This is a genomic window from Pyramidobacter sp. CG50-2 (assembly GCF_003612005.1).
Classification (GTDB): domain Bacteria; phylum Synergistota; class Synergistia; order Synergistales; family Dethiosulfovibrionaceae; genus Pyramidobacter.
In genome coordinates this window covers 1-23,796 of the sequence record NZ_RAWT01000040.1, presented here as the reverse complement: position 1 = coordinate 23,796, position 23,796 = coordinate 1, and the positions used below count along the sequence as shown (strand labels likewise).

The following is a 23,796-nucleotide window of genomic DNA, read 5'->3' as shown; positions in this document are numbered from 1 at the left end:
AATGCAAGCTTCTTTTAATTCAGATTTAATGCAACGGGGTACCGGATGTTGCGTTGCATTTACCTTGAAGAATTTCATTTCGGTGTTTTCGCGGTCCAGGACGCGAAAAGGGATTTTTTTTATCGGGAACTCCTGATATAATGTTTGAGATGAGTCGGGGCGAGCGTTTCTCGTCCGTTCCCAAGTTTGCGGGCTGATAAAATTTTTAGGGGAAACCGTTAAGGGAGGAATCGGCTGTGACGTTGCCCTTCAGCGCTGACGCGATCGTGCCGCTGCTTCTGGTGGCGATCGGGTGCGTGGCGCTTCAGCGTTTTTTCAGGAAAAAACTGAGCCGAGATCAATATTTCTACATGAGGGACCTTTCGCTGATGACGGTGATGATGCTGCTGGCGTTGTGGAGCGGCAGCGACCGCATCGAAGCGCTGGTGGCCTGTTCGCTGCTGTCCATGGTCGTGGGGCTGGCGGAGCGGGCTCGGCCGGGAAAAGGTTTCTTTGCCTTTATCGTTCTGCCCGGACTGATCTTCGCCCTGACGGGGCAGCCGATCTCGTTCGTCTCTTCCAGCGGCTCCGCGTTCCTCTACCTGTCTTCATGGCAGTCTATCCTGCTGACCACGGCGTGGATGACGCTGTTCCCTGTGCTGTTCCGGCGGCTCGACCAGGTGCCGGGGCTGGCGGGACATCTGCTGGGCGTCAGCCTTTCGCTGATGGTCGCGGTGACGTATTTTTCGCGCCAGAATCTGGGCGAGGCGTTTTTGGTCTCGGTCGTGTCTCTGGTGCTGGTCGGCGCGTACTGGAGCCGGCTCGGCCATCAGTTCCGTCAGCTGGGAACGCCGCTGGCGTTCCTGTGGGGCACGCTGGTGGCGGGCATTTCCATCATCGGCGTCAGCAAGGGCATCACGCTCACGGCGCTGATGGTGATCCCGCTGGGATTTTATGCCGTACCGCTGGTGGAGCTGTCGCTGGGGCTGGTCAGTCACGCGTTTACGCGTGGACAGACTCGCGCGGCGCCCGACCTTTACAGCCGCGTGATCGAGCGCGGCGTGGATCATCCGGCGGCGGTGCGTCTGGTGACGGAGATCTGCCTGCTGGTGGGCGCCTCGGTGGCGCTGATGCAGCTGATCCCGGATTCCGCCGCGTTGAAAATGGCGGTGCCGGCGATGGCCGGCGTGCTGCTGCTGGTGCTGTGGGGCGTGCACGGCGGCCGCCGCGCGCGCGCCGACGACCATGCGCTGTGGGGCGTGAGGATCGACGGGATCTCCATGAACTACGCGCTGTCGAAGAGTCTGGCCTGGCTCAAGAGCGCCGAGCCGCGCTTCCGCATGGTAGTGACTATGAACGCGCTGGGGCTGAACGAGACGCGCTCCGACGCGGAGTTCCGCCGTATCGCCAACGCGGCCGATCTGAACCTTCCCGACGGCGCGGGGCTGGTTTGGGCGTTGAAAAAACTGAAAGTGCCCGTGGTGGAACGCATCGCCGGCATCGATTACATGGACCGGCTCTGCCGTCTGGCGGCGTCCGAATCGCTGCCCGTATACCTGCTGGGCGGCCGCCCGGGCATCGCCCGCCGCGCCGCGGAACGCCTGCAAAGGGAATATCCCGGGTTGGTCGTTTCGGGCTGTTACGACGGCTATTTCGACCGCGTGTTTTCCGACGAGGTGGCCGGCAACGTGCGCAAAAGCGGCGCCAAGATCCTGTTTGCGGCGCTGGGGATGCCGGCGCAGGAGAAGTGGCTCGACTCGCAGCGCGCGAATCTTGACGGGGTCCTCTGCGTGGGCGTGGGCGGCAGCTTCGACGTTTACGCCGGCGTGTTGAAGCGGGCGCCCCGCTTCTGGCAGAAAATCGGCTGCGAATGGCTCTATCGCCTGTTCCAGGAGCCGTGGCGGCTGAAGCGCGATTTCCAGCTGCTGGCTTTTGTGCTGGCGGTGTTTCGCGAGCGGCTCAACGTCTTCCCGTGGAGAGAAAAAGATCATGTGTAGCGAAATGGTGACCGCCGAGCAGCTGATGAAGCGCGATCTGACCGCGGTGATGGCCGAAGACACCGTCGAAGACGCCATGCACGTGCTGCACAGTCACAGCCTGAGCGGCGTTCCGGTCGTGGACGAGCGGTGGCGTCTGGTGGGCTTCCTTTCGGAATCGGACATCCTCCGTTCCGTGCTGCCGTCGTATCTGGAGATCCTTGCGCAGGATTCCTTCCTCTACGGCGAGCACGAACTGCTGACGAAAAAATTCTCGCAGGTCCGCGCCGGCGCGGTGCGCGACTATATGCAGACAAACTGTCAGTCCGTGAAGACGACGGCGAACATCATGAACGTGGCCGACCTGATGCTGCGGCTCAGAGTCAAGCGCCTGCCCGTCCTCGACGGGCGGCTTCTCGTCGGGATCATCGACCGGAGCGATCTGTGCGAGTATCTGATGAATTCCGGAGGCGCTTCATGACGCCGAAGGAAAGCGAATCGCGCTGGAAAGAGCGGTTGCGCCAACTCGCTGCGTCTCAGCGGACGCAGACGCTCGATCTGGAACGGGAGCTCGAAGCGCGCGTCGACGAGACGGAACGGCGGGCGCGGCTGATGGTGGAGAACACGCTGAAACGCTGCGACGAGATGCAGAAGGCCAGAGTGGCCGCTTATGAGCGCGAGACTCAGCTGCTTCTCGAGCGGATGCGCGAGGAAGCGGAGCGCCGCCGCGCCGAAGCCGCCTGCGCGCCGATGGACGCGGAACTGGACCGCGCCTGGGCGGCAATGAACGGAGAGGAGGAAGCGCGCCGATGATCGAAAAAATGTGCCGGTTGTCGATGGCGGTCCCCGAATCTCTGGGGATGGAGCTGATCGATTTCTTGCAGGCCGACGGGCGCGTCCATCTGATCCTGCCTTCTGAAGAACAGCACAACGTCGATCTGGCGGATCGGCTCCTGGTGTTGCGCGAGAAGCTGCGCGCCGTGGTGGAAACGTTGGAGGGAATTGCCGTTTCCGCTTCGGCGGAAAGCGTTCCCGCTGCGGCCGACGCCGAGGTGGAGCGGATCCTGTCCGAATCCCTCGCTCTCACCGTTCCCGAGCTGGAAAAAAGCGTAGAAAAATTTCAGGCGGAACTGGCCCGCATCATGAAAGGGCATGACCGTCTTACTGATGAGAAAAAACTGCTGGAACGTATTCTTGCGCAGCTGGGAACGCTCGCTTTTAAGGATTCCTTGGGACGTCGCTGTCTGCTCTGGTGGGTAGCGAAAGACCTTTGGCCGCTGGCGCTGAGACAGATCGAACGCCAGTGCGCTGACGGCGAGAAAACGCTGTTTCACGTGCACGATACCGCCAAAGAGGATCAGCTGCTGGTCGAGCTTTCGGTGCCGGCGGCGCGGATTTCCGCCGTGACGGAAATCCTGCACGACATCGGCGCTGCGGTGTGGACGCCGCCGCCTCAATATGCCGGAAAAAATTATGCTGAAAGCATGGAACTGATGAAACGCCGTCTGTCGGAGATCCAGTCCCTTCTCAAGGCGGAGCAGTCTGCACTTGTCGCCATGAGAAAGCAGTGGGGTCCTCGGCAGAAGGCGTTTTTTTTGCTGATCGATCGCAAGGTCGATCAGTATCAGGTCTTCAGCCGCTGCGATCGCCTCGGCGGCGCGCTGCTGGTCGAAGGCTGGATGCCGCAGCGTGGTCTGGAAGATTTCCGTGTCCGTTTGGAAGAAAAATTTGCCGGGCGCGTCGCGCTTCACAGCCGCGAACCGGAACCCGACGAATATGGACAGGTGCCGACCGCTCTCCGCCACGGCGCATTCTTTGCGCCCTTCGCGGTGTTTCTCAAACTCGTGCAGCCGCCGGCTTATGGCACGGCGGATCCCACCAGCCTGATCGGCGTGTTTTTCCCGTTTTTCGCGGGCTGCATCATCGGCGACGCCGGCTACGGACTGGTCATGCTGATTTTGATGTGCTTCGTGCGCCGCCGCGCCAAAAGCGAAACGGTGCGCGACGTGGCATTCGTCCTCATGACCATGTGCGTTTGGAGCATTCTCTGGGGCGCCGCCTTCGGCGAGTTCTTCGGCGATTTCGCGCACCGGATGTTCCACGTGGAACCGCTCTGGGTGGAACGTTCTCAGGCCGTCATGCCGGTGCTGATGTTTTCGGTGGCTCTCGGGCTGGGGCACGTGCTGCTCGGTCTGGCGGTGGGGCTGATCCACGGTCTGAAAGCTCGCCATAAAAAGCACGCCATGGAAAAGCTGGGCGCCATGCTGGTGATCCTGGTCATGGTGGCGGCGCTCATGTCCGTGCGCCGGCTTTTGCCGCCGCAGGCTTTCCCGGGCAGCATCGCGGCGCTCGTCGTCGGCTTGGTGCTGCTGACGGCCGGGGGCGGCATCGGCGGACTGATCGAAGCGATGAGTTCTTTCGGGCATATCCTCAGTTATGTGCGCATCGGCGCCATCGGCCTGTCGTCGGCTATCCTTGCGGTGGCCGCTTCGAAGTTCGTGGACGTTCTCGGCGTTTCGGCGCTGGGACTTTTCGTCGCGCTGGCGATCCATCTGCTCAATTTCGTGCTGGCGTTCGCCGAGTCGGGGCTGCACGCGGCGCGTCTTCATTATGTGGAGTTCATGGGCAATTTTTACGCTGCTCAGGGAAAAGATTATCATCCTTTTATATACAGGAGGAAACTATCGTGGAAAAAGGACTCGTAGCATTGGCGGCGGCGCTGGCCGTGGGGATTCCCGCGCTTGCGACCGCTTTCGCCCAGGCCAGGATCGGCAGCGTGGCGGCCGGCAGCGTGGCGGAAAAACCGGAAACTGCCGGCACGATGATCATTCTCGAAGCGATCCCGGAGACGATGGTCATTCTCGGTTTCGTCGTGGCCATCATGCTGATCTTGCAGTTCGCCTAGGAGTTTTCCGTTGACGGGCGAGGAACTCCTGCCTCCGGCGTTTCTGCGCGCCATGGAGGCGGAACTTGCGGCGCGGCACGAGGCGATGCGGGCGTCCGCGGACAGCCGCATGGGCGGGCTGATCGCCGCCTGCCGTGACGAGGCGGCCGCCGCCGTGAAGGAACGCACCGCCGCCTGCGAAGAGGCGCTGGAGCGCTTGAGCATGCGCCGTCGCCGTCTGATGCGTGCGCTGGAGAGCAGCGTGCAGAAAGAGCTCGAAGCGCAGCATCTGCGGCGGCTCGAACGGGAACTGCGGCGGAGAATCGAACTTTTTCGAAGCAGCGAGAGCTACGGCGCGTTCCTGGCGAGAATGGCGGAGCAATGCCGTCGCGCCGGATTTTCCGGCGCGGGAACGTTCCGGGCCGCGCCGCGCGAAGCCGGACTGCTTCGTGCCGCGGGATTCAACGTGGAAGAAAAAGATCCCGGGCGCTGGGGCGGCTTTATCCTGATCGAGGAGGGAGGCGCGCTCTTTGACTTCACCTTTCAGACCCGCTGGGAGCAATACCGCTGCGAGCTTGTCGTCCACCGTCAGGGAAGAAGCTAATTACGAATACGTGAACGGGCGTCTGCGCGCCCGCACGCGGGATTTCCTCCCGACTCAGGTTTTTGCCGAACTTGCGTGTGCGGATTTACAAGGCGTGGAACGATATTTGCTCGATACGGTTTACGGCCCGCTGTACCGCCGGGACTTCATGCTCTCGGACATGCCGCTGGCGCTGAAACTGGAGAGCCTGATCTCCGCTTCCGCCCGACAGCGTTTCGGCGAACTGAAAAGTTGGGGCAAAGGCGCGGTGCGCTTGCTCACGTCGGTGCTTTCGATCCAGTCGGATCTGGAAAACGGGCAGCTCTTTTTGCGCGCGCTCCAATCGGGGCGGAACGATTACGAGCCGGCTATGCCCGGCTGCGGCGAACTGAGCCCGGAATTTTGGCGGCAGCTGGCCGGCGCCGGCGGCGACCGGGAACAGATCGACGAACTGTGCCGCTACGATCCGACGGAGCTGTCCAATGCGCTCAGCGCGGCAGTGAAACTGCTTGACGAGTCGGGACGGCTCTGGGAAGCCGAGTGGTCTTACATGAAGAGCTCTTTCGACTGGGCCGGCGGCGTGCTGAAACGGTGCCGCGGCGCGAATGGGACGGTCGTCTCGCAATGTCTCGGCTATCTGATCGACTTGTGGAATCTGCGCGTCTGGCTGAGTGTCCATTACGGCTCCGGCGCGCCGGACGAACCGGCACGTTTTCTCGAAGGCGGTTCGTTGCCGCTGGAGCGTCTGCTCTTCGCAAAGAGCTATAAAGCGCTGCTGCGCGGCACGTTCTGGCGTTCCCGCGGCGCGGAACCCGACGAACGTTCGCTGTTCGAGTTGGAACGGCAGTATCTGCTCTGGCAGATGACGCTGCGCCGTGAAGACCCGCTCGGCGTATCGGTGATCATATCCTATCGGGCGCGCTTATTCTGCGAGTGGCGCGATCTGATGACCGTCGTTTCCGGACTGCAGAGCGGCTTGGACCGCGCGGCGCTGCAGAGCGTGCTGCTCGTCGGCCGTTAGGGGGAAACATGAAAAATCATGCGCTTTTGATCGGTTCGGCGTCGTTTCTCCGTCTCTGGTCGGTGCTGGGCTGTATGGAAAAAATCGTTCCCGCTCGAGTCGGATTTCAGGAACTGAAAGAAGCCGGACTCGCCTCCGGAGCGGAGGCCGTCTTATACGAGGAAACGCTCGTGAAGAGCTTTTCTTCGTTGGAAAAAAAATATTTTCAGGAGTCGGTCGATCCTTACTGGATCCCCTTGCCTGCGGTGGAAGGAGGCGAGTTGAAATAAAGGGGCATTCTGCGCCGGTTCAGTCGGTTTGCGCCGAAAGCGTTTGCATCGAAGCCGGATTTCCGGTCGTGCTGGGCGAATTCGCCTGCACCGAAGACAACTCGTGGTATGGGCAGGTGCAGAGTCATGACGGACGGACCGTGCGCATCCTGCCGCTGGATCTTCCGGAAAAGATCCGGCCGGGCGAGCTGCTGCGCCTGGGCGGCGAGACGCTGGAAGAACGCCTTGCCCGCGCGGAGCCGGGCGCCGTGATCGATCCGCTGGGACGGCAGATCATAAAGATCGGCGACGTGTCGATGGGCAATTTCAACTTTTCCGCGGTTCCTCAGCAGACGGCCGGCGGCAGTTTCTGGGGGCTGAAAACGCTGGGCGAGTTCATGAACCTGCACGACGGCGAGGGCGTGGCGCTGCTGGGCACACCGCCGGGCGGTTTCGCTTTGTTGTTCAGCCAGATCGCCGCGGCGCAGCGGGCGGATTTTCTGTATATTTTCTGCCAAGGCGGTTACCACGAGCTGTATCGTTACTGCCGTGCCGTGCAGATGGCCGGCAGTGCGGAGAGATGCACGATCCTCTGGACGCCGCCGTGGAACGTGCCGGCGATAAAGACTCTGGTGCCGCGGGCGCTCACGTATCTGACGGGTCGTCCTCACGCCGTCCGGCGACGGCTGGTCCTGATCGACGATCTGCATTACTGGCTGGAATCGGCGCGTGAATACGGCGAAAGTTCGGGCGAGCCGCCGCTCCCCGACGGTTATCCTTATACGGCCCGGCGTCAGTTGGGCGAGCTGCTGGACCTCAAGTCGCGGCCCGATGGAGACGGCCGCTCCACGTCGCTGATCGTCGGCTGGCGCTATGAAGAGGACTTTTCACCGCTTGCGGAGCATCCCTATATGGGTCGTTTGCCGCGTTTCATGCGCACGGGCATCATCCTTGAAGAGTTTTCGGAGAATCTGGTGCCGTCGGCGGACTCCTGGGGCGATCTGTCGCCCGCCGGCCGCTGTTGGCGGCAACTGTGCCGACTGACCGAGGAATGCGACGAGGACATTCGTCACGCGCTGGAAGCGCTGACAGGACTTTTCGGGGAGCTCTTCGTGGAGTATTCTCCGCTCGGCTTTGCGATGGCGCCGGAAAATCACGTGCAGTGGAGCGATGCCGACGGCAAGACGCTTCTGGGACTGGCTTCCCGGGCCGGTCCGGCGCTGCTGGCGTCGGTGCTGAAGATTCGCGCCGAGCTGCAGCTGAACTTTCGCGAATGGGCCGATGTGCGCCGCCGCAGCTTTATCGACTGGCTGCGCGCGCAGGAGGAGGAACGGCCATGAAACTGCTTCGCCGCGGTTCGAACAACGTCAGTTTTCTCTCTGCTTCGTCGCTTTGGGTCGAGCGTCTCGCCGGCGCGTCGCTGAACGATCTGGTGACGATCCAGGACGATTCCGGCGACAGTTTCGTGGGGCGCGTCGTCGAAGTCCAAAACGACCGCTGTCATGTGCGCATCTGCGACGGCGAGCATTCTCTCTGCCGTGATTCGCTGCAGGTTTGGCTGGGAAGCAACGAACTGGAACTGCCGGCCGAGCCGCCGCTGGTCGCTTCGCGGCTGACGCGCCGCTCGGTCTTCAAGACGGGGATCGCGTCGGTGGACGCGCTTTTTCCCTTGCAGCACGGCCATTCGATCTTTGTGGCCGGAGTGTCGCTCTATCGCTCGCTGGGATTCTTTTCCGCGCTGCTGCACGGCGCGCTTTCGGATCATCAGTGGCCGTGCCTGATCTCGCTCGACACGTCGAAAAACGAGGCGGAGGAGATCCGTCGCATCTGGGATCATTATGGGCTGGAAGACGAAGGGCTGTTTGTTTCCGACAGCCGCGACCAGCTCTATCAGAGCATGACGCCGCTGCGCCTGGGCTGGGAAGCGGCGATCGGCCGCGCCAACGAGGGGCGCGACGTGTTCCTGATGGTGCTCGACCTTGAATCGTGGGCGCGCTTCTATCAGGAAGATCTGGCGCTGCGAGGTTATTACCGCAGCCGCGCCGGAGCTCTGAACGGCTTCAGAAACGCGTTGAGCACTCACATGCAGCTGCTGTACGGCCACAAGGGACGCATCACCGTGGCGGTGCTGCTTTCGGAACGTAAAGTGGCGGGACTGCCTTCGGAGCTGCTGGCGCTGCGCGATCTTTTCGACGGCGTTTTGATCCTGCGCGGCGACGGCGCGCTGTCGTTGAACGGTTACACGCCCCAGCTCCCGCGGGGGATGGACCGTTCGGTCGAGTACGCCTGCCTGCTGCGCCGCCAGTGCAAGGAGCTGAGAGCGGAATTGAAACGCCGGCGCATGGACGAATATCCGCTCAGCGAAGAGGAGCGGGCGTTCGACCGCGCCCTGCACGAGTTCCTGAGCGATCTGGAACCGCGCGCCGACGCTTCGCCGCAGCGGGTCTGGCGGATCCTTGCCCTGATGCCGGAAAGCCGCATCAGCCGCGTGCCGCTGTCGTTGCTGCGGGAGTACGGCCGTAATGACGGCGGGGAGGCGTCACGATGAGCGGAGAAGACGTCCGCTCTTTGCCGGAGAGGCTGCGCCAGCGCATCCGTCGGCTGACCGTCAGCCGGGAGCGTCTCGGCGCCCGGAGTCTCGAACAGAAACGGCGGCTGGCCGAACTGACGGCGCGGACCGCTTCCGCTCTGGCGATGCTGAACATTTACAGCGGGCCGCAGAGCGCCGAGCTGTTCCGGCTCAGTTTTTCCCCGATCGCCGTCGAATCGAGAAAGGAAATTCGTTCCGGCGTGGAATGTCCGCAGTTTTACCGTGCGGACGCCGGCATGCGGCACGGCCTGCTGCCGCGCTATACCTCGCTGCTCACCTCGCCTCAGGAGGAGAGCGCTTCGCTCCAGGTCGAGGAACTGGTGCGTTCTCTGTGGGAGTATATCAACGGCATGATGGAGTTATGTTCGGCGGATCATCTGATCCGCCGGCTGCGGCGCAGCCTGAAACAGGCGGAGCGGGCGCGCGAGCAGGCTGTCCGTTCGTTTGCGGCGCGGCGTGCCGCCCGCGAGCGCGCTTTCGAAACGGAACGGCACCGGCGGAAAGTGAGCGAAGGACGATGAAAATCGAAGTGCTGGCCATGGGGCGTCCGCGCGAGCCGTTCATCGTCAAAGGTCTGGAACACTATCGGACGCGTTTGAAGCCGCTGCTGCCGGTGGAGTGGACTTTTTTGCCCGAACCGGGCAAAGGGAAAAAACTGACCGTCGAGCAGCGCAAAGAGCTTGAGGGACAGGAGTTCCTCAAGCGCATCGGCGGCGAGGACGTTCTTTTTCTGCTGGACGAGCGCGGGCGAGCGCTGGGCAGCGAAGAGTTCTCGAGCAGGATCTACGATCTGCTTGGCGGCGGGCGGGGACGGCTGGTTTTTCTGATCGGAGGTCCCTACGGCACCTCGGCGGCGCTGCAAAAACGCGGAAACGTGATAATATCTTTGTCGAAGATGACTTTCACGCACGAGATGGCGCTGCTGCTTCTCAGCGAGCAGATCTATCGCGCGGCCATGATCCACGAGGGCTCGAAATATCATCATTGAATCGTATTTTGCGAAAGGATTGAAGAAAAATGAACTTTGGCGGCAGAGGCGGTATGGGCAACATGAACCAGATGCTCAAGCAGGCTCAGGCGATGCAGGCGAAGATGATGAAGGCTCAGGAAGAGCTGAAGGAGGCCCGCGTGGAGGGCAATGCCGGCGGCGGCATGGTCAGCGCCACGGTCAACGGGCAGGGCGAACTGGTCGGCGTGAAGATCTCCAAAGAAGTGGTCGATCCCGAAGACGTGGAAATGCTCGAAGACCTGATCCTCGCGGCGGTGTCCGACGCGGCCAACAAAGCCCGGGAAATGATGGAACAGCGCATGGGCTCTCTGACCGGCGGCATGAAGCTGCCGTTTTAGTGACCGGCAATGGCTCTGCCTGAACCGATCGAACGTCTGATCTCGCTGCTGAAAAAATTTCCCGGCGTGGGCGAAAAGAGCGCCCGGCGCATGGCCTTTTACGTGCTTCAGGAGGGCGAGGGCTTCGGCGCCGACTTGGCTCGTTCCGTCGGCGAGCTGAACCGGCGCCTGACCACCTGCGAGAAGTGCGGCAATTTGACCGAGACGCAGCCCTGCCCCATCTGCGGCGATCCGCTGCGCGACCATTCGCTGCTCTGCGTCACCGAAACCATCGAGGACCTCGTCAGTATCGAGCAGTCGGGGCTTTTCAACGGCCTGTACTTCGTGCTCGGCACGTCGCTTTCGCCGCTGGAAGACCGCGAATCGCTCCCCGAGGAGACGGTGCGCCTGCTGCGCAAACGCTTCGAAGAGTATCCGATCCGCGAGGCGATCATCGCCACGAATCCGCGCATCGAAGGCGACATGACCTTTTACGCGCTGCTGGAGGCGCTGCGGGACATCCCCGTGAAAAAATCGCGCTTGGCGTACGGCCTGCCGGTCGGCGGTTCCATCGAGTTCGCCGATCGCGTCACGCTCCACGCGGCGCTGGAGAGCCGGCAAGAGATCAGGGAGTAGCCGGCGGAATTTCGGGAGCGCTTTTCCGGCGCTCTCGTTTCGTTCAAAGGAGGTGGAAAACCAATCATGACCGACGGACTGAAAAAAATAGTCAGGTACAGCTGCGGTGCCCTGCTCGGACTGCTGGGCGCTTTAGCCGGTTATCAGGCGGGGGCGCCGCTGCTCAAGGCGTATTTCCCCGACACGGTTCTTTTCCATGGACTGGCGATCGTCCTTTCCATTGCCGTTTTCGGCTTTATTGGCGTCCTTCTGGCGCCGTATTTTATGAAGTTGCTCCACGACGTGGGACTGCTTTTCGAACGTCAGCTGCGCAGCACGGCCTGGCCCGAGATCGTCGCCGCGCTGACGGGCATGATCGTCGGGCTCGTGCTGGCCAATTTGCTGGTGCTGCCCTTTTCCGACACGCCCTTCGGCCCGTACCTGACGGTGCTGCTGAACGTGCTGATCGGCTTCGTCATGGCCTGGATCTTCGTGACCCGTCAGGGGGACATCCGCGGCGCCATGGCTTCGGTGAAAGAGCGCCTCAGCCAGAAGCGGAAGAGCCGCGCCGGAAAAGTCCCGGCGGAAGAGAGCGAAGACGCTGAACCGGCGGCCGATCCGGTGCCGCGCAAGATCCTCGACACCAGCGTCATCATCGACGGACGCATCCTCGACATCGCCAAGACGGGATTCCTTCAGGGCACTTTGATTCTGCCGTCGTTCGTGCTGCTCGAACTGCAGACCGTGGCCGACTCGAAGGACCAGAACCGCCGCGCCCGCGGCCGCATGGGACTGGACGTGGTCAAGGAACTGCAGAAACTCCATCAGGTGAAGCTGGCGCTGACCGAAGCCTCGCTGGCCGATTATCACACCGAGTTCGTGGATTCGGGCGTGGTGTCCATGGCCAAAAAATTCGGTTACGACGTGCTCACCACCGATTACAATCTCAACAAAGTCGCGCAGATCCAGAACGTGCGCGTGCTGAACGTCAACGATCTGGCCAACGCGATGAAGCCCGCCCTGCTGCCCGGCGACGAAGTGACGGTAAATCTGATCAAACAAGGCAAGGACGCGCGTCAGGGCATCGGCTATCTCGACAACGGCACGATGCTCGTCGTCGAAGACGGCGGCCCCTACATCGGCAAGACGGTGGAGGTGACGCTCTCGTCGCTGCTGCAGACCTCGGCCGGGCGCATGGTCTTCGGCCGCGTCAAGCGCGAGGTGAAAAGTTGAGCCGCGCTTTCGTCATCCTCGCGGCGGGAAGAGGAACGCGCCTCGGCGGCGAACCCAAACAATTCCGCCTTTTGGGCGGGCGTCCCGTCTGGGGATGGAGTTTGGAAACGGCGCGGATACTGCGGAGGGAAAAGCTGATCGACCGGATCGTGCTCGTCCTGCCGCCTGAAAACGCGCTGACGGCGCCCGACGGCGTGACCGTCGCGGCCGGCGGCGCGTCGCGCGCGCTTTCCGTGTTGTCGGCGCTGCGCGCCTGCGGTGAGGACGAAGTGCTGCTGCATGACGCCGCGCGCCCGTTTGCTGGCGTGCCGCTGTGCCGGCGTCTGATCGCCGCCTCGACGGGGGAGAACGCCGTGATCCCGCTGCTGCCGGAGGCGAACGCGCTGAAAAAGATCGAAAACGGCCGCATCGAGCCGCTCGACCGCGACGGCGTTTACATCACCCAGACGCCGCAGCTTTTTCCGCGCGCGGCGTTGCGGGAACTGCTCGAGAACGCTCCACGCGCCGATTTCAAAGACGAAGCCGAATTGTGGCTGCAGCGGGGCGAAACGCTTGATTGGGTGGCGGGCGAGAACATGAACTTCAAAGTGACGGAAAGCGGCGACTGGGAAATGGCGCGGAAAATTGCCGATGCCGGCGAGATCCGTACCGGCCTCGGCTACGACGTGCATCCGCTCGTGCCGGGGCGAAGGCTGATCCTCGGCGGCGTCATCGTCGACTCGCCGCTGGGGCTCGACGGCCATTCCGACGCCGACGCGCTCGCTCACGCCGCGGCCGACGCCCTGCTCAGCGCCGCGGGGCTGCCGGACATCGGCACGCTGTATCCCGCCGGCGACGAAAAGTTCAAAGACGCCGACAGCATGGCGCTGCTTCGCGATGCGCTCGCCAAAGTCAACGCCGAAGGCTGGCGGCTCGAATGGCTGAGCGCCGTGCTGACTGTGCAGACGCCGCGGCTGGCGCCGTGGAAAGACGCGATCGTCCGTTCGCTGGAAACGGTTCTCGGCAGCGGACGGCTGAGCGTGACCTTCAAATCGGGCGAACGCGTCGGTCCGGCCGGCGAGGCGCAGGCCGTCTTCGTCTGGGCGTCGACGACGTTGCGCCGCTGACGTCCAGACGGCGTTGGCCGGAGGGGAGCGAAGAGAATTTTTTTTGCACGAAACAGGTTGCTATCTGAAAACTTTCATGTTACAATACGCGAAGAATTTGGAGGCTGGGAGTGAAGAGTGGGCTGCGCCCACTCTTCGTTTTTTATAAATCGGCCAATCGTAAAGCGAGGCATCGTCATGGACATGGAAAAGATTTCCGAACAACTGAAGGCGCTCGTCGAATCGCTGGGTTATGAATTCGTCGGCGCGGAGACCGTCAAGGAAGCCGGCTCGCAGATCCTGCGCGTGTACATCGACCGCGACGGCGGCGTCGGTCTCGACGACTGCGAACGGTGCGCCAAGGACATCAGCGGTCTGCTCGATACCGCGGCGGACGCCTTCGAGGACCGTTATCTGCTCGAGGTCAGTTCGCCCGGACTGGAACGTCCGCTGTTCAAAGCGGAGGACTACGCGCGTTTTGCGGGACGTTCCGTCAGCATCCGCCTGAGAGACGTTTACGAGGGGAGACGGCGCGTCACGGCCGTGATCGAGGGGGTAAAGGACGGCGCAGTCCTTTTGGACTGCGGCGGCGAACCGCTGGATCTTCCGTTGGCGAAAATCCAGAAAGCCCATTTGGTTTACGAGGAAGAGAAGGGGCAGAAGAAGACCTTCAAGAAAAGGGGAGGAAAAAGTTAGAATGGAACTGGGTGTTGATTTTTTGGGGGCGCTCAAACAGCTGGGCGAGGAGCGGGGCCTCTCCGAAGAAGTGATCCTCGCCAGCATCGAGGCGGCGCTGGCGCTGGCCTATCGGAAATTCAGGGACGGCAAGTTCGATCCCGTCGTCACCATCGACCGCGCGACCGGCAGCGTGTCCATTTTCGACGTGCGCCGGGCGGTCGATGCCGAGGTGCACAGCGACAGCGAGATCAGCCTCGGCGAAGCGCGTGCCCTCGGCTACCCCGACGTTCAGGCGGGAGACAGCGTCAAGGTGCCCGTGCTCGAGCACCCCAAGAGCTTCGGACGCATCGCCGCTCAGACCGCCCGTCAGGTGATCACTCAGCGCCTCAAGGACGCCGAGCGCGAAATCGTATATAATGAGTTCAACGACAAGATCGGCGACCTGATCACGGCCACCATCTTCAAGGCCGAGAACGATCAGATCCTCGTCCGCTTGAGCGAGCGCAGCGAGGCCGTGCTGCCCCGCGAAGAACGTATCGCCGGCGAAGTCTACACGCCCGGCGAGAGCAAGAAATTCTTCCTGCTCGACGTGCGCCAGACCGGGCGCGGCCCGCGCATCGTCGTTTCGCGCACCCATCCCGGGCTGCTGAGGAAGCTGCTCGAGCTGGAGATCCCCGAGATCCACGACGGCACCGTAGAGATCAAAGGCATCGTGCGCGAGGCCGGCGCCCGCGCCAAAGTCGCCGTGGCCTCCACCGATCCCGCCGTCGATTCCGTGGGAGCCTGCGTCGGCAACAGCGGCGCCCGCATCAGGAACATCAGCGCCGATCTCTGCGACGAAAAGATCGACATCATCGTCTGGAACGAAGATCCTCTCGAGTTCATCAGAAACGCGCTTTCGCCCGCCCGCGTGACCAGCGTCGAGGCCGTCGAGGGACAGGACCGCACCGCCAAGGTGTACGCTCCCGCCGATCAGCTCTCGCTGGCCATCGGCAAAGCCGGACAAAACGTGCGCCTCGCCGCCCGCCTGACAGGCTGGAAAGTGGACATCAACACCGACGCCGCGCCCGCCGGAAAGCCCGAGACCGAAGAGGGGGAGCGGGCTTGAGGCGATCCGTGAATCCCCGCCGATGCGTGGCCTGCCGCCGCGAGCGCGCGCCCCGCGAGATGCTGCGCGTGGTGCGCCGGCCCGACGGACAGGTCGCACTTGACGAACAGGGAAAAACGTCGGGACGGGGCGCGTACGTCTGTCCCGATCCTCAGTGCGTAGCCCTCTGCCTGAAGAGGCGGCTGCTGGAAAAATCTCTTAAATGTTCCGTTCCCGCGGAGGTGCAGGCCAAACTTCGCGCCGCGGTGAACCTCGAAGAATGCGACGCGCTCCCCGATGCGGCGGAGCTCTTTGAGGAAATCAAGGGCACTTTGGGGCTGGCGCGGCGTGCCGGCGAGCTGATCGTCGGTCAGGACCGCGTGCTGGGGGAACTTTCCGCCGGGCAGAACCTGTTCGTCCTGCTGACGCACGATCATTCCGTTACGTTGAAAAGATCCATTGACGCCAAAAATGCCGGCGCGCATGTTTTGGCCGGGGTAAGCCGTTTGGAACTCGGACAACTCCTGGGACTGCGACAGGCTCAGATAGTCGCCCTTCCGGTGCGGAGCGGCTTTGCAGAGAAAATAAAAGGACTGCTTCCAGAAGGAGGAAATGCCGTTGAGTAAAATGAGAGTGTACGAACTCGCAAAGCTGCTGGAGATGAACAACAAGGATCTGCTCGCTTTGCTGGAAAAGGTGAACGTCTCCGTCAAGTCCCACATGAGCACGATCGACGACGACGCGATCCAGCTTGTCGAAGAAGAGATCGAGAAGAGCAAAAAGAAGAAAGATCCCTCAGGAAAGAGCGCGCCTGCCAAGGCCGAGCCTGAAAAGAAGGCTCCCGCGCCGAAAGCCGAGAAGGCCGGAAGCAAGACGCCCGCTCCGGCGGAGGAAAAGAAAGCCCCCGCTCCCGCAAAGAAGACCGTGAAAGTCAAACACGGCGGCTGCGTGAAAGACCTGGCCGACGCGCTCGGACTTTCCGCCGCCGAAGCCGTGAAGAAATTGATGAGCGCCGGGATGATGGTTCCCGCATCCGCGTCCTTGAACGACGACATCCTGCTCACTCTCGGCGACGTTTGCGGCGTCGACGTCGACTGGAGCGACGAAGAACCGGCCAAAGAAGCGAAAAAAGCTCCAGCGCCCCAGCCCGCCGGCGGCAAGGCGGTGCCGCACGGCTCGCATCTCAAGCCCCGCTCGCCGATCGTCACCGTCATGGGGCACGTCGACCACGGCAAGACCTCGCTGCTCGACGCGATCCGCAAGACCCACGTGACAGCCCGCGAAGCCGGCGGCATCACCCAGCATATCGGCGCTTCGCACGTCGCGTACAACGGCAAGGAGATCGTCTTCCTCGACACCCCCGGCCATGAAGCTTTCACATCCATGCGCGCCCGCGGCGCCCAGTGCACCGATATCGCCGTGCTGGTCGTCGCCGCCGACGACGGCGTGATGCCTCAGACCATCGAAGCCATCAATCACGCCAAAGCCGCCGGCGTCCCCATCATCGTCGCCATCAACAAGATGGACAAGCCCACCGCCAACCCGCAGCAGGTCATGCAGGAGCTGAGCGGCTACGGTCTCGTCTCCGAAGCGTGGGGCGGCGACACCGTCATGGTGGAAATCTCCGCCAAGTCCGGCAAGGGCGTGGATCAGCTGCTCGAGATGATCTCGCTCGTGGCCGAGATGCAGGATCTCAAGGCCGATCCCGCCGTTCCGCCCGAAGGCGTCGTCATCGAGGCCCGCCTCGACAAGGGGCAGGGCGCCGTCGCTTCCGTGATCGTGCAGCAGGGAACGCTGTGCCGGGGCGATCTGATCCTGTTCGACACCTGCTGGGGAAAGGTGCGCGCCATGTTCAACGACGCCGGCAAAAACGTCAAACAGGCCGGTCCCAGCACTGCCGTCGAGATCATCGGCCTGAACGGCGTGCCTCAGCCGGGCGAGCACTTCCATCAGATCGACTCCGAGAAAGAGGCCCGCGACTACTTCGCCAATCTCGAAGCCGAACGCCGCAACGCCCAGAACAACATGGCCGTGAAGCGCATGACGCTGGAAGACCTCTACAGCCAGGTGCAGGACGGCAAAAAACCCGTGCTGAACCTGGTCATCAAGTGCGACGTGCAGGGCACCATCGAAGCGATCGTCGGCTCGCTGGAGAAGCTCGGTACCGAAGACGTGGGCATCAACATCGTGCACACGGCCGTAGGGCGCATCTCCGAATCGGACATCATGCTGGCCACGGCGTCCAACGCCATCGTGGTGGGCTTCAACGTCCGCCCCGAGAACAGCGCCAGCAAACTTGCCGAAAAGGAAAACGTGCAGATCCGTCTGTACAGCATCATCTACGAGATCATCGACGACGTGAAGGCGGCCATGGAAGGTCTGCTGACGCCGACGATCAAGGAGAACTCGCTGGGCGAAGTGGAGATCCGCAAGATTTTCAAGGCCCCGAAGGTCGGCAAGATCGCCGGCTGCCGGGTCATGAAGGGCGCGATCAAACGCGGCAGCAAAGTGCGTCTGGTCCGCGACGGCATCGTGATCTGGGAGGGTTCGGTCGCTTCGCTGCGCCGCGAGAAGGACGAAGCCAGCGAAGTGCGCGAGGGCTTCGAATGCGGCATGACCTTCGCCAACTATCAGGATTTCCGCGAGGGCGACGTGGTCGAAGCCTACGAGCTCGTGGAAGAGAAAAGAACTCTGTAAAATTTTGTAAAAGAACCGTTCGCGCGCCGGCAGACTGAAGGGACATCTCAGCGCCGGCGCGTCGAGCAGGAAGGACCGGTTCGCAAGAGAGGAAGGAAACGGATGCCTCGTTTCAGAATGGGAAGAATCAACAGCCAGCTCCAGCGCGAGATTTCGCTGATCCTCTCGCGCGAAGTGCGCGACGAGAAACTGGCCGAGGTGATCGTCACCTCGGTGGAGTGTTCGAAAGATCTGAAGTACGCCAAGGTCTATTACACCACGCTCCGCGAGGAAGGACGCGCCGAGGTCGCCAAGCTGCTCGAAAAAGTTTCGGGCTACGTGCGTTCGTCGCTGGGACGCGTGCTGTCGTACCGTACCGTGCCGGAGCTGACGTTCAGATTTGACGACAGCGAAGAGCTGGCCCGCGAGATGGACCGCGTGCTCGACCGCATCAGCGCCGAGCTGCCGCCTGAGGAATCGGAAGCGTTAGAAGACGCATCGGAGGAATCCGATGACTGAAGCCGAGAAGATCGCGCGTATCCTTCTGGCCGAGCCGAAATGGCGCGTCGTCTGCCACGTCAAGCCCGACGGCGACACGCTCGGCTGCGGCAGCGCCCTTGTTTCGGCCGGGAAAAAACTGGGGCGCGACGTGATCTGGGGCGGCGTCGATCCGCTGCCGCCGCTGTACGCCTTTCTGCCCCACAGCGGCGAGTACCGGGCCGGCGCTTCCGCGACCGACGACGGACGCTGCGTGATCGCCGTCGACGTCAGCGCCCGCGACCGCGGCGTGCCCGGATTGGAGCCGCGCATCAGCATCGATCATCACGAAAGCAACGAACGGTTCGGCGCCGAGGTGAACTGGATCGAGCCGCATGCCGCGGCGACCGGCGAGATGATTTACGAGGTCGTCCTCGCGCTCGGCTGCGCGCTCGACGCGGACATCGCCGAAGCGCTCTACGTGTCGATCGCGACGGACTGCGGCTGGTTCAAGTTTTCCAATACCACCGCCGACACCATGCGGATCGCGACGGAGCTGGTCAAGGCCGGCGCGGTCCCCGCCACACTGGACGAACGGCTGCATTTCAACGATACGCCGGCGAAACTGCGCCTGTGGGGACGCTGCATGGCCCGCGTCAGACCGGTCGGCGCGCGTGCCGCGCTCTCGTGGATCACGCGCGACGATTTCCGCGAGACGGGAGCGCTCGAAAGCGATACCGATGGGCTTATCAATATGTTGACGCATATGAAAGGCGCCGACGTCACCGTGATGGTCAGCGAGGTCAAAGACTGTCTGCGCTGCAGCGTTCGTTCTCGCGGTCCCGTTTCCGCTCAGGCGATCGCCGCGAAGTGGAACGGCGGCGGCCACCGTTACGCGGCCGGCTGCAAGATCCATCTGCCGCTCGGCGAGGGGCTGAAAGCCCTGGAAGAGGAACTGAGCCGTGTATAACGGGATCCTCGTCCTCGACAAGATTTACGGCGCGCCCAGCCGCGGCTGCGTTACCGCGGTGTCGAAGGCGCTCGGCGGACGGAAACAGAAAATCGGACACGCCGGCACGCTGGACACCTCGGCGTCGGGAACGCTTGTGTTGCTGGCCGGGAGCGCCACGCGCCTGAGCGAAGCAGTGATGAATCTGCCGAAAAGTTATCTGGCGCGCGTGACGTTCGGCTGGGAGACCAGCACCGACGACGCGACCGGCGAGCCGCTGAGCGAGCCGGCGCCGGCCGCTTACGACGAGCCGGCGCTGCTGGGCGCGCTGCCGGCTTTTCAGGGCGTGCGCCTGCAAACGCCGCCGCGCGTCTCCGCGGTGAAGGTGGACGGCGCGCGCGCCCACAAGCTGGCGCGTTCCGGACGGGAACCGGATATCCGCCCCCGGCCCGTGAACGTCACTTCGATCCGCTATCTCGGCCGCGACGAAACGGGCGCAGCCCGTCTGCTGGTGCGCTGCCACCGCGGCACGTATGTGCGCAGCCTGGCGCGCGACCTCGGCCGCGCGCTGGGAGCGGGCGCGCATCTGTCGGGACTGCGCCGCCTGAACGTGGGCTGTTACCGCGCCGAAGAGGCGCTGCCCTACAATCCGCAGGCTCCCGCGAGCGAAGCGGAGCTCGCCGCCCGCATCCAGTCCGTCGAATCGCTGGCTTCCCAGTATTACAGTTACGACGCCAACGCTTTCTGCGAGAAGCGGCTGAGCAACGGCCTCGGCGTGTACGTGAGCTTCATGCGGTTCCGCAATCCCGGCGTGGTGCCGGTGGACGAGGGCGTGATGGTCGTGGGCAGAGAGCATCTCTGCCTCGGCGCGCTGAGAGTCGAAAACGGCCGCGCCGTGATCTGCCCGCAGGCCAACATCCCCACGGCGGTGCGCCTGTGATCGTCTGCATCGGGGCCTTCGACGGCTATCACCGCGGCCATTTTTCCCTGTTCCGTCAGGCGCGGGAAATGGCCGCGCGCGCTCATACCGAATGGAAAGTCGTGACCTTTTCGCCGCATCCCCGTTATGTGCTGGGCGGGCTGAAGGCCCGGCTTTTCACGCGCGAGGACACCGCGTTCCTGCGCCGCAACTTCGACATTCCCGAGCCGCTGGAGATCCCCTTTACCAGAGAATTTGCCTCGACGGAGCCGCGGCAGTTCCTCGACGAACTGCGCGCGCGTCTTGACGTGACGGGGATCGTCGTCGGGCGCGAGTTCCGCTTCGGGCGCGGTCGCTCCGGCGACGGCGAATTTCTCACGCGCTACTGCGCCGGGCACGGCCTGGAGCTGGCGCTGATGCCGCAGCTGGTCATGGACGACGGCATCGTCGTCAGCAGCACGCGCGTCCGCGACATGGTGCAGGCGGGCAACGTGGATCAGGCGGCCGAACTGCTCGGTTATCCGTGGTTCCTCTTTTCCCGGGTGGTGAGCGGCGAGCGCCGCGGCCGCGCCATGGGCTATCCTACGGCGAACATGCTTCCCGACGAGAAGAAACTGACGCCCGGCGAGGCCGTGTATGCCGGCGCGATGTGGCACGAAGGCCGATGGTGGCCGGCGGCTGTTTCGGTCGGGCGCAATCCGACGTTTCTCGTTCAGGGCAGCCTGCGCATCGAAACGCACGTGATCGGTTTTCACGGCGATCTGTACGGCCGCCGGCCGCTGCTGGCCTTTTTGAAGCGGCTGCGCCTGATGACGCGCTTCAGCGGGCGCATGAGCCTGATGAAGCAGCTGGCGCTCGACTGCGAGGAAACGCAGCGCGTTTTCGGCGCTTCGCAGCCGTTGTTGAAAGTTTTCCATTGCCTGCCGTCGTTTGATTGATACTCGTTCTCAAATAAAAGAGCTCAATGAAGATACGATTTTCGAAGCGCTCTGAAGGGCTTGTGCCGCGTCGTAGAGCATGCTCTGTGCGGCGTTTCAACGATGTCTTTTTATTGAAAATCAGGATCAGTATGGACACAAGAAAATTCGGAACGCCTGTTGCCGGGCGTTCCGAATTTTTATGATCTCGACCAAGATGGAAAAACTGACGATTGGTAAATTGAGCGGGACGGAGTATGATATTCGCAAGAAAATCATTTCGATATTCTGCGAGGGACTTGGATGAAGGATGACACCATGTCGCTGGCGCGCTGCCGGCGTTTTTCGCTGCATTCGCTTGTTCTGACGGGTATGCTTGGAGCGGTCGGCACGCTGCTGATGATCCTCGAATTTCCGGTGCCTTTTGTGCCGCCGTTCGTGAAGTTCGATCTTTCCGAGCTGCCGGTGATCCTCGGCGGCTGCATGATGGGTCCCGGCGCCGGAGCTTTTGCGGCGGTCGTCAAGGTAACGCTCAATTTCCTGCTCAACGGCACGACGACCATGGGCGTCGGCGAGGCGGCAAACCTGTGGGGCAGTCTGTGCTACGTCGTGCCCGCGGCGCTTTTGTACGGCCGCCGGCGCACGAAACGCGCCGCTGCGCAGGCGCTGCTTTGGGGCACGCTGTGCGCTTCGTCGCTGATCGTGCTGGGCAACTTTTTCGTCTTTTTTCCCGCTTACGCGCGCCTGCTGGGACTGAAAATGGAGACGGTGATCGGCATGGGGCACGCTGCCAATGCCGCGGTGACGGATCTTTATACGCTGATGGTCTACGCGCTGCTGCCGTTCAACCTGTTCAAATACGGCGTCACGTCGCTGCTGGCGTTCATAGCGTACAAACGGCTGAAACGATTTTTTGCGCTCCCCTGGCGGGGGGCGTGAGCAAAGGAGGTTTCTTCGAATGAACCGCGTACAGTTGGATGCGTGGATGAAAGAGCGTTTTGCCGCCGGCTCGGGCAACGTGCTTACCGCGGCAATGGCGGACGGACACCCTGAACTGGCGGGAACGGTTTTTTTTGACAGGCCGCTGATCGGCATCGCCGCGGCGAATGATCCTCTTTTTGAGAAGTTCAAGAGTGCGGAAGTGGTGGGGCCATGGCATCTTTCGCCGCGGGACTGGCTGCCGGAGGCGCGCAGCGTGCTGTCTTTCTTTTTTCCGTTCTCCGAGCGCGTGAGAGCGAGCAACCGCATCGCGCCCGAGCGGACCTCATTGGAATGGCTTTACGGCCGTATCGAGGGGCAGGAGTTCCTCTCCTCTCTGTTGGACGAGCTCTGCGCGTGGCTGCAGGCTCAAGGCGTCCGCGCTGTGGCGCCGTCGCGGGATAGTCGCTTTCGAGTGGCGCGCGGCGGACAGGGGACGCTGGCTGGATTCCCCGGCGTCAGCGCGGATACCTACGCGAGCAACTGGTCCGAGCGTCATGTCGCTTTTGCCGCCGGCTTGGGAACGTTTGGGCTCAGCAAGGGGCTGATCACGGAAAAGGGCATGGCCGGCCGCTTGGGCAGCGTGGTGGTGGACGCGCAGATTGAACCGACGTCGCGAGAATACGACGCTGTTTACGAGCGCTGCATTCAGTGCGGGGCGTGCGTGCGTCGCTGCCCGGCGCACGCGATTTCGCTGAGACAGGGAAAGAAGCATCCGTTGTGCGCCGCTTATCTGGCAACGCAGAAGCGAAAATACGCGCCGCGCTATGGCTGCGGCAAGTGTCAGACAGCGGTGCCGTGCGAATTCCGCAGCCCTTGCGGGGAACGAACCATTGCGCAGTGAGCGGAGGAGCCTATGACGTCTGAAAAGCGCTGCCCGTGGAGCGGTGCCGACCCGCTGCTGAGAAAATATCACGACGGGGAATGGGGCGTGCCGCAGCATGACGACAAAGTCCTTTTCGAACATCTGCTGATGGAATCCATGAGCTGCGGGCTGAGCTGGCTGCTGATGCTGCGCAAGCGCCGGTGCTTCGCGCGCAATTTCAGCCGGTTCGATTACGCTCAGGTGGCCGGATACGACGACGAAACGGTCGCCCGCATCATGGCCGATCCCGAGATGATCCACGCCGAACGCAAAGTGCGCGCCGTTGTGAACAACGCCCGGCGCTTTCTCGACGTGCGCCGGGAATTCGGCAGCTTCGCCGCGTACGTCTGGAGCTTCACGGGCGGGCGCACCGTGATCTATCCCGCCTATCAGAAACAGCGCCTGACGCGCAGCGCCCTCTCCGACGCGTTCAGCGGCGACCTGCGCCGGCGCGGCTTCAAATTCGTCGGCACGGTGAGCATGTTCTCCTTTCTCGAAGCCTGCGGCGTGATCAACGATCATCTGCACGACTGCTTTCGCTGCAACGAAACGCGCGCGCTGAATAAAACCGTGATCGTGGCGGATCCCGACGCGCCGTGGACCGTCGGGAAGTAAGGAAGCCTGCGTTCGTTCCTGTCAATAGCCAATAAAAAAGTCACCATAACTGCTCATTGAAAAAGTCACCCCATCACACTCTCATCACAGCAAGA

At 62.6% G+C, this 23,796-nt stretch carries 27 protein-coding genes; all 27 read left to right on the top strand.

The genetic code is table 11. The features are described from left to right. Window positions 1-236: 236 nt before the first annotated feature. The 27 genes from D7D26_RS08780 to D7D26_RS08650 all read left to right on the top strand — a co-directional run bounded on the left by D7D26_RS08780 (window position 237) and on the right by D7D26_RS08650 (window position 23,701). On the top strand, window positions 237-1,976 hold the full coding sequence (locus D7D26_RS08780; protein ID WP_120372805.1) for a WecB/TagA/CpsF family glycosyltransferase: 1,740 nt from the start codon (window positions 237-239) through the stop codon (window positions 1,974-1,976). Continuing rightward, window positions 1,969-2,436, top strand: coding sequence for a CBS domain-containing protein (locus D7D26_RS08775; protein WP_120372804.1), 468 nt, complete (start codon window positions 1,969-1,971; stop codon window positions 2,434-2,436). The genes D7D26_RS08780 and D7D26_RS08775 overlap by 8 nt, the downstream gene beginning before the upstream one ends. Next, complete coding sequence (locus D7D26_RS08770) at window positions 2,433-2,768, top strand: hypothetical protein (protein WP_120372803.1); 336 nt, start codon at window positions 2,433-2,435, stop codon at window positions 2,766-2,768. The genes D7D26_RS08775 and D7D26_RS08770 overlap by 4 nt, the downstream gene beginning before the upstream one ends. Then, window positions 2,765-4,660 carry a V-type ATP synthase subunit I gene (locus D7D26_RS08765; RefSeq protein WP_120372802.1) on the top strand — a complete coding sequence of 632 codons (1,896 nt, stop codon included), beginning with the start codon at window positions 2,765-2,767 and terminating at the stop codon, window positions 4,658-4,660. The genes D7D26_RS08770 and D7D26_RS08765 overlap by 4 nt, the downstream gene beginning before the upstream one ends. After that, on the top strand, window positions 4,642-4,860 hold the full coding sequence (locus tag D7D26_RS08760) for an ATPase (RefSeq protein ID WP_009165809.1): 219 nt from the start codon (window positions 4,642-4,644) through the stop codon (window positions 4,858-4,860). The genes D7D26_RS08765 and D7D26_RS08760 overlap by 19 nt, the downstream gene beginning before the upstream one ends. A gap of 10 nt (window positions 4,861-4,870) precedes the next feature. Continuing rightward, window positions 4,871-5,443, top strand: coding sequence for a hypothetical protein (locus D7D26_RS08755; RefSeq protein ID WP_120372801.1), 573 nt, complete (start codon window positions 4,871-4,873; stop codon window positions 5,441-5,443). 10 nt (window positions 5,444-5,453) lie between these two features. After that, window positions 5,454-6,443 carry a V0D/AC39 family V-type ATPase subunit gene (locus D7D26_RS08750; RefSeq protein ID WP_158606322.1) on the top strand — a complete coding sequence of 330 codons (990 nt, stop codon included), beginning with the start codon at window positions 5,454-5,456 and terminating at the stop codon, window positions 6,441-6,443. Between the two features lie 8 nt (window positions 6,444-6,451). Next, window positions 6,452-6,712: a hypothetical protein gene (locus tag D7D26_RS08745; protein ID WP_078016537.1), complete on the top strand. Its 261-nt coding sequence runs from the start codon at window positions 6,452-6,454 to the stop codon at window positions 6,710-6,712. Window positions 6,713-6,780: 68 nt separating this feature from the next. Further along, entirely contained in the window at window positions 6,781-8,031 is a 1,251-nt protein-coding gene (locus D7D26_RS08740) for a hypothetical protein (protein WP_120372799.1), read from the top strand. After that, a complete protein-coding gene (locus D7D26_RS08735; RefSeq protein ID WP_120372798.1) occupies window positions 8,028-9,239 on the top strand; it encodes a hypothetical protein in 1,212 nt (403 codons plus the stop codon). Before D7D26_RS08740 ends, D7D26_RS08735 begins: the two co-directional genes overlap by 4 nt. Beyond that, window positions 9,236-9,802, top strand: coding sequence for a V-type ATP synthase subunit D (locus D7D26_RS12340; protein ID WP_158606321.1), 567 nt, complete (start codon window positions 9,236-9,238; stop codon window positions 9,800-9,802). Before D7D26_RS08735 ends, D7D26_RS12340 begins: the two co-directional genes overlap by 4 nt. Further along, the gene (locus D7D26_RS12335; protein ID WP_158606320.1) at window positions 9,799-10,269 is read left to right on the top strand and encodes a 23S rRNA (pseudouridine(1915)-N(3))-methyltransferase RlmH; all 471 of its coding nucleotides are present in this window, start codon (window positions 9,799-9,801) and stop codon (window positions 10,267-10,269) included. Before D7D26_RS12340 ends, D7D26_RS12335 begins: the two co-directional genes overlap by 4 nt. A 29-nt stretch (window positions 10,270-10,298) precedes the next feature. Beyond that, window positions 10,299-10,628 (top strand): YbaB/EbfC family nucleoid-associated protein, encoded by a 330-nt coding sequence (locus D7D26_RS08725; RefSeq protein WP_120372796.1) that lies wholly within the window; start codon window positions 10,299-10,301, stop codon window positions 10,626-10,628. Window positions 10,629-10,637: 9 nt separating this feature from the next. After that, window positions 10,638-11,243 carry a recombination mediator RecR gene (gene recR / locus D7D26_RS08720; protein WP_120372795.1) on the top strand — a complete coding sequence of 202 codons (606 nt, stop codon included), beginning with the start codon at window positions 10,638-10,640 and terminating at the stop codon, window positions 11,241-11,243. A gap of 66 nt (window positions 11,244-11,309) precedes the next feature. Continuing rightward, a complete protein-coding gene (locus D7D26_RS08715) occupies window positions 11,310-12,455 on the top strand; it encodes a PIN/TRAM domain-containing protein (RefSeq protein ID WP_120372794.1) in 1,146 nt (381 codons plus the stop codon). Then, on the top strand, window positions 12,452-13,561 hold the full coding sequence (gene ispF / locus D7D26_RS08710; protein ID WP_120372793.1) for a 2-C-methyl-D-erythritol 2,4-cyclodiphosphate synthase: 1,110 nt from the start codon (window positions 12,452-12,454) through the stop codon (window positions 13,559-13,561). The genes D7D26_RS08715 and ispF overlap by 4 nt, the downstream gene beginning before the upstream one ends. Before the next feature lie 177 nt (window positions 13,562-13,738). Then, window positions 13,739-14,236, top strand: coding sequence for a ribosome maturation factor RimP (locus D7D26_RS08705; protein ID WP_120372792.1), 498 nt, complete (start codon window positions 13,739-13,741; stop codon window positions 14,234-14,236). Window position 14,237: 1 nt separating this feature from the next. Continuing rightward, window positions 14,238-15,326 carry a transcription termination factor NusA gene (gene nusA, locus D7D26_RS08700; RefSeq protein ID WP_078016528.1) on the top strand — a complete coding sequence of 363 codons (1,089 nt, stop codon included), beginning with the start codon at window positions 14,238-14,240 and terminating at the stop codon, window positions 15,324-15,326. An 8-nt stretch (window positions 15,327-15,334) separates the two neighbouring features. Then, window positions 15,335-15,931 carry an RNase P modulator RnpM gene (rnpM, locus tag D7D26_RS08695; RefSeq protein WP_233543517.1) on the top strand — a complete coding sequence of 199 codons (597 nt, stop codon included), beginning with the start codon at window positions 15,335-15,337 and terminating at the stop codon, window positions 15,929-15,931. Beyond that, window positions 15,918-18,002: a translation initiation factor IF-2 gene (gene infB, locus D7D26_RS08690; protein WP_199674740.1), complete on the top strand. Its 2,085-nt coding sequence runs from the start codon at window positions 15,918-15,920 to the stop codon at window positions 18,000-18,002. Before rnpM ends, infB begins: the two co-directional genes overlap by 14 nt. 117 nt (window positions 18,003-18,119) lie before the next feature. Continuing rightward, window positions 18,120-18,500 (top strand): 30S ribosome-binding factor RbfA, encoded by a 381-nt coding sequence (gene rbfA, locus D7D26_RS08685; protein WP_233543516.1) that lies wholly within the window; start codon window positions 18,120-18,122, stop codon window positions 18,498-18,500. Next, a complete protein-coding gene (locus D7D26_RS08680; protein WP_120372790.1) occupies window positions 18,493-19,428 on the top strand; it encodes a DHH family phosphoesterase in 936 nt (311 codons plus the stop codon). The genes rbfA and D7D26_RS08680 overlap by 8 nt, the downstream gene beginning before the upstream one ends. Next, a complete protein-coding gene (truB, locus tag D7D26_RS08675) occupies window positions 19,421-20,347 on the top strand; it encodes a tRNA pseudouridine(55) synthase TruB (RefSeq protein WP_078016524.1) in 927 nt (308 codons plus the stop codon). The genes D7D26_RS08680 and truB overlap by 8 nt, the downstream gene beginning before the upstream one ends. Next, window positions 20,344-21,264: a riboflavin biosynthesis protein RibF gene (gene ribF, locus D7D26_RS08670; RefSeq protein ID WP_158606319.1), complete on the top strand. Its 921-nt coding sequence runs from the start codon at window positions 20,344-20,346 to the stop codon at window positions 21,262-21,264. The genes truB and ribF overlap by 4 nt, the downstream gene beginning before the upstream one ends. A 282-nt stretch (window positions 21,265-21,546) precedes the next feature. Next, window positions 21,547-22,182, top strand: coding sequence for an ECF transporter S component (locus D7D26_RS08660; RefSeq protein ID WP_078016522.1), 636 nt, complete (start codon window positions 21,547-21,549; stop codon window positions 22,180-22,182). Window positions 22,183-22,201: 19 nt separating this feature from the next. Beyond that, the gene (locus D7D26_RS08655; RefSeq protein ID WP_120372787.1) at window positions 22,202-23,065 is read left to right on the top strand and encodes a 4Fe-4S binding protein; all 864 of its coding nucleotides are present in this window, start codon (window positions 22,202-22,204) and stop codon (window positions 23,063-23,065) included. Window positions 23,066-23,077: 12 nt separating this feature from the next. Beyond that, on the top strand, window positions 23,078-23,701 hold the full coding sequence (locus D7D26_RS08650; protein WP_078016520.1) for a DNA-3-methyladenine glycosylase I: 624 nt from the start codon (window positions 23,078-23,080) through the stop codon (window positions 23,699-23,701). Window positions 23,702-23,796 lie beyond the last annotated feature (95 nt).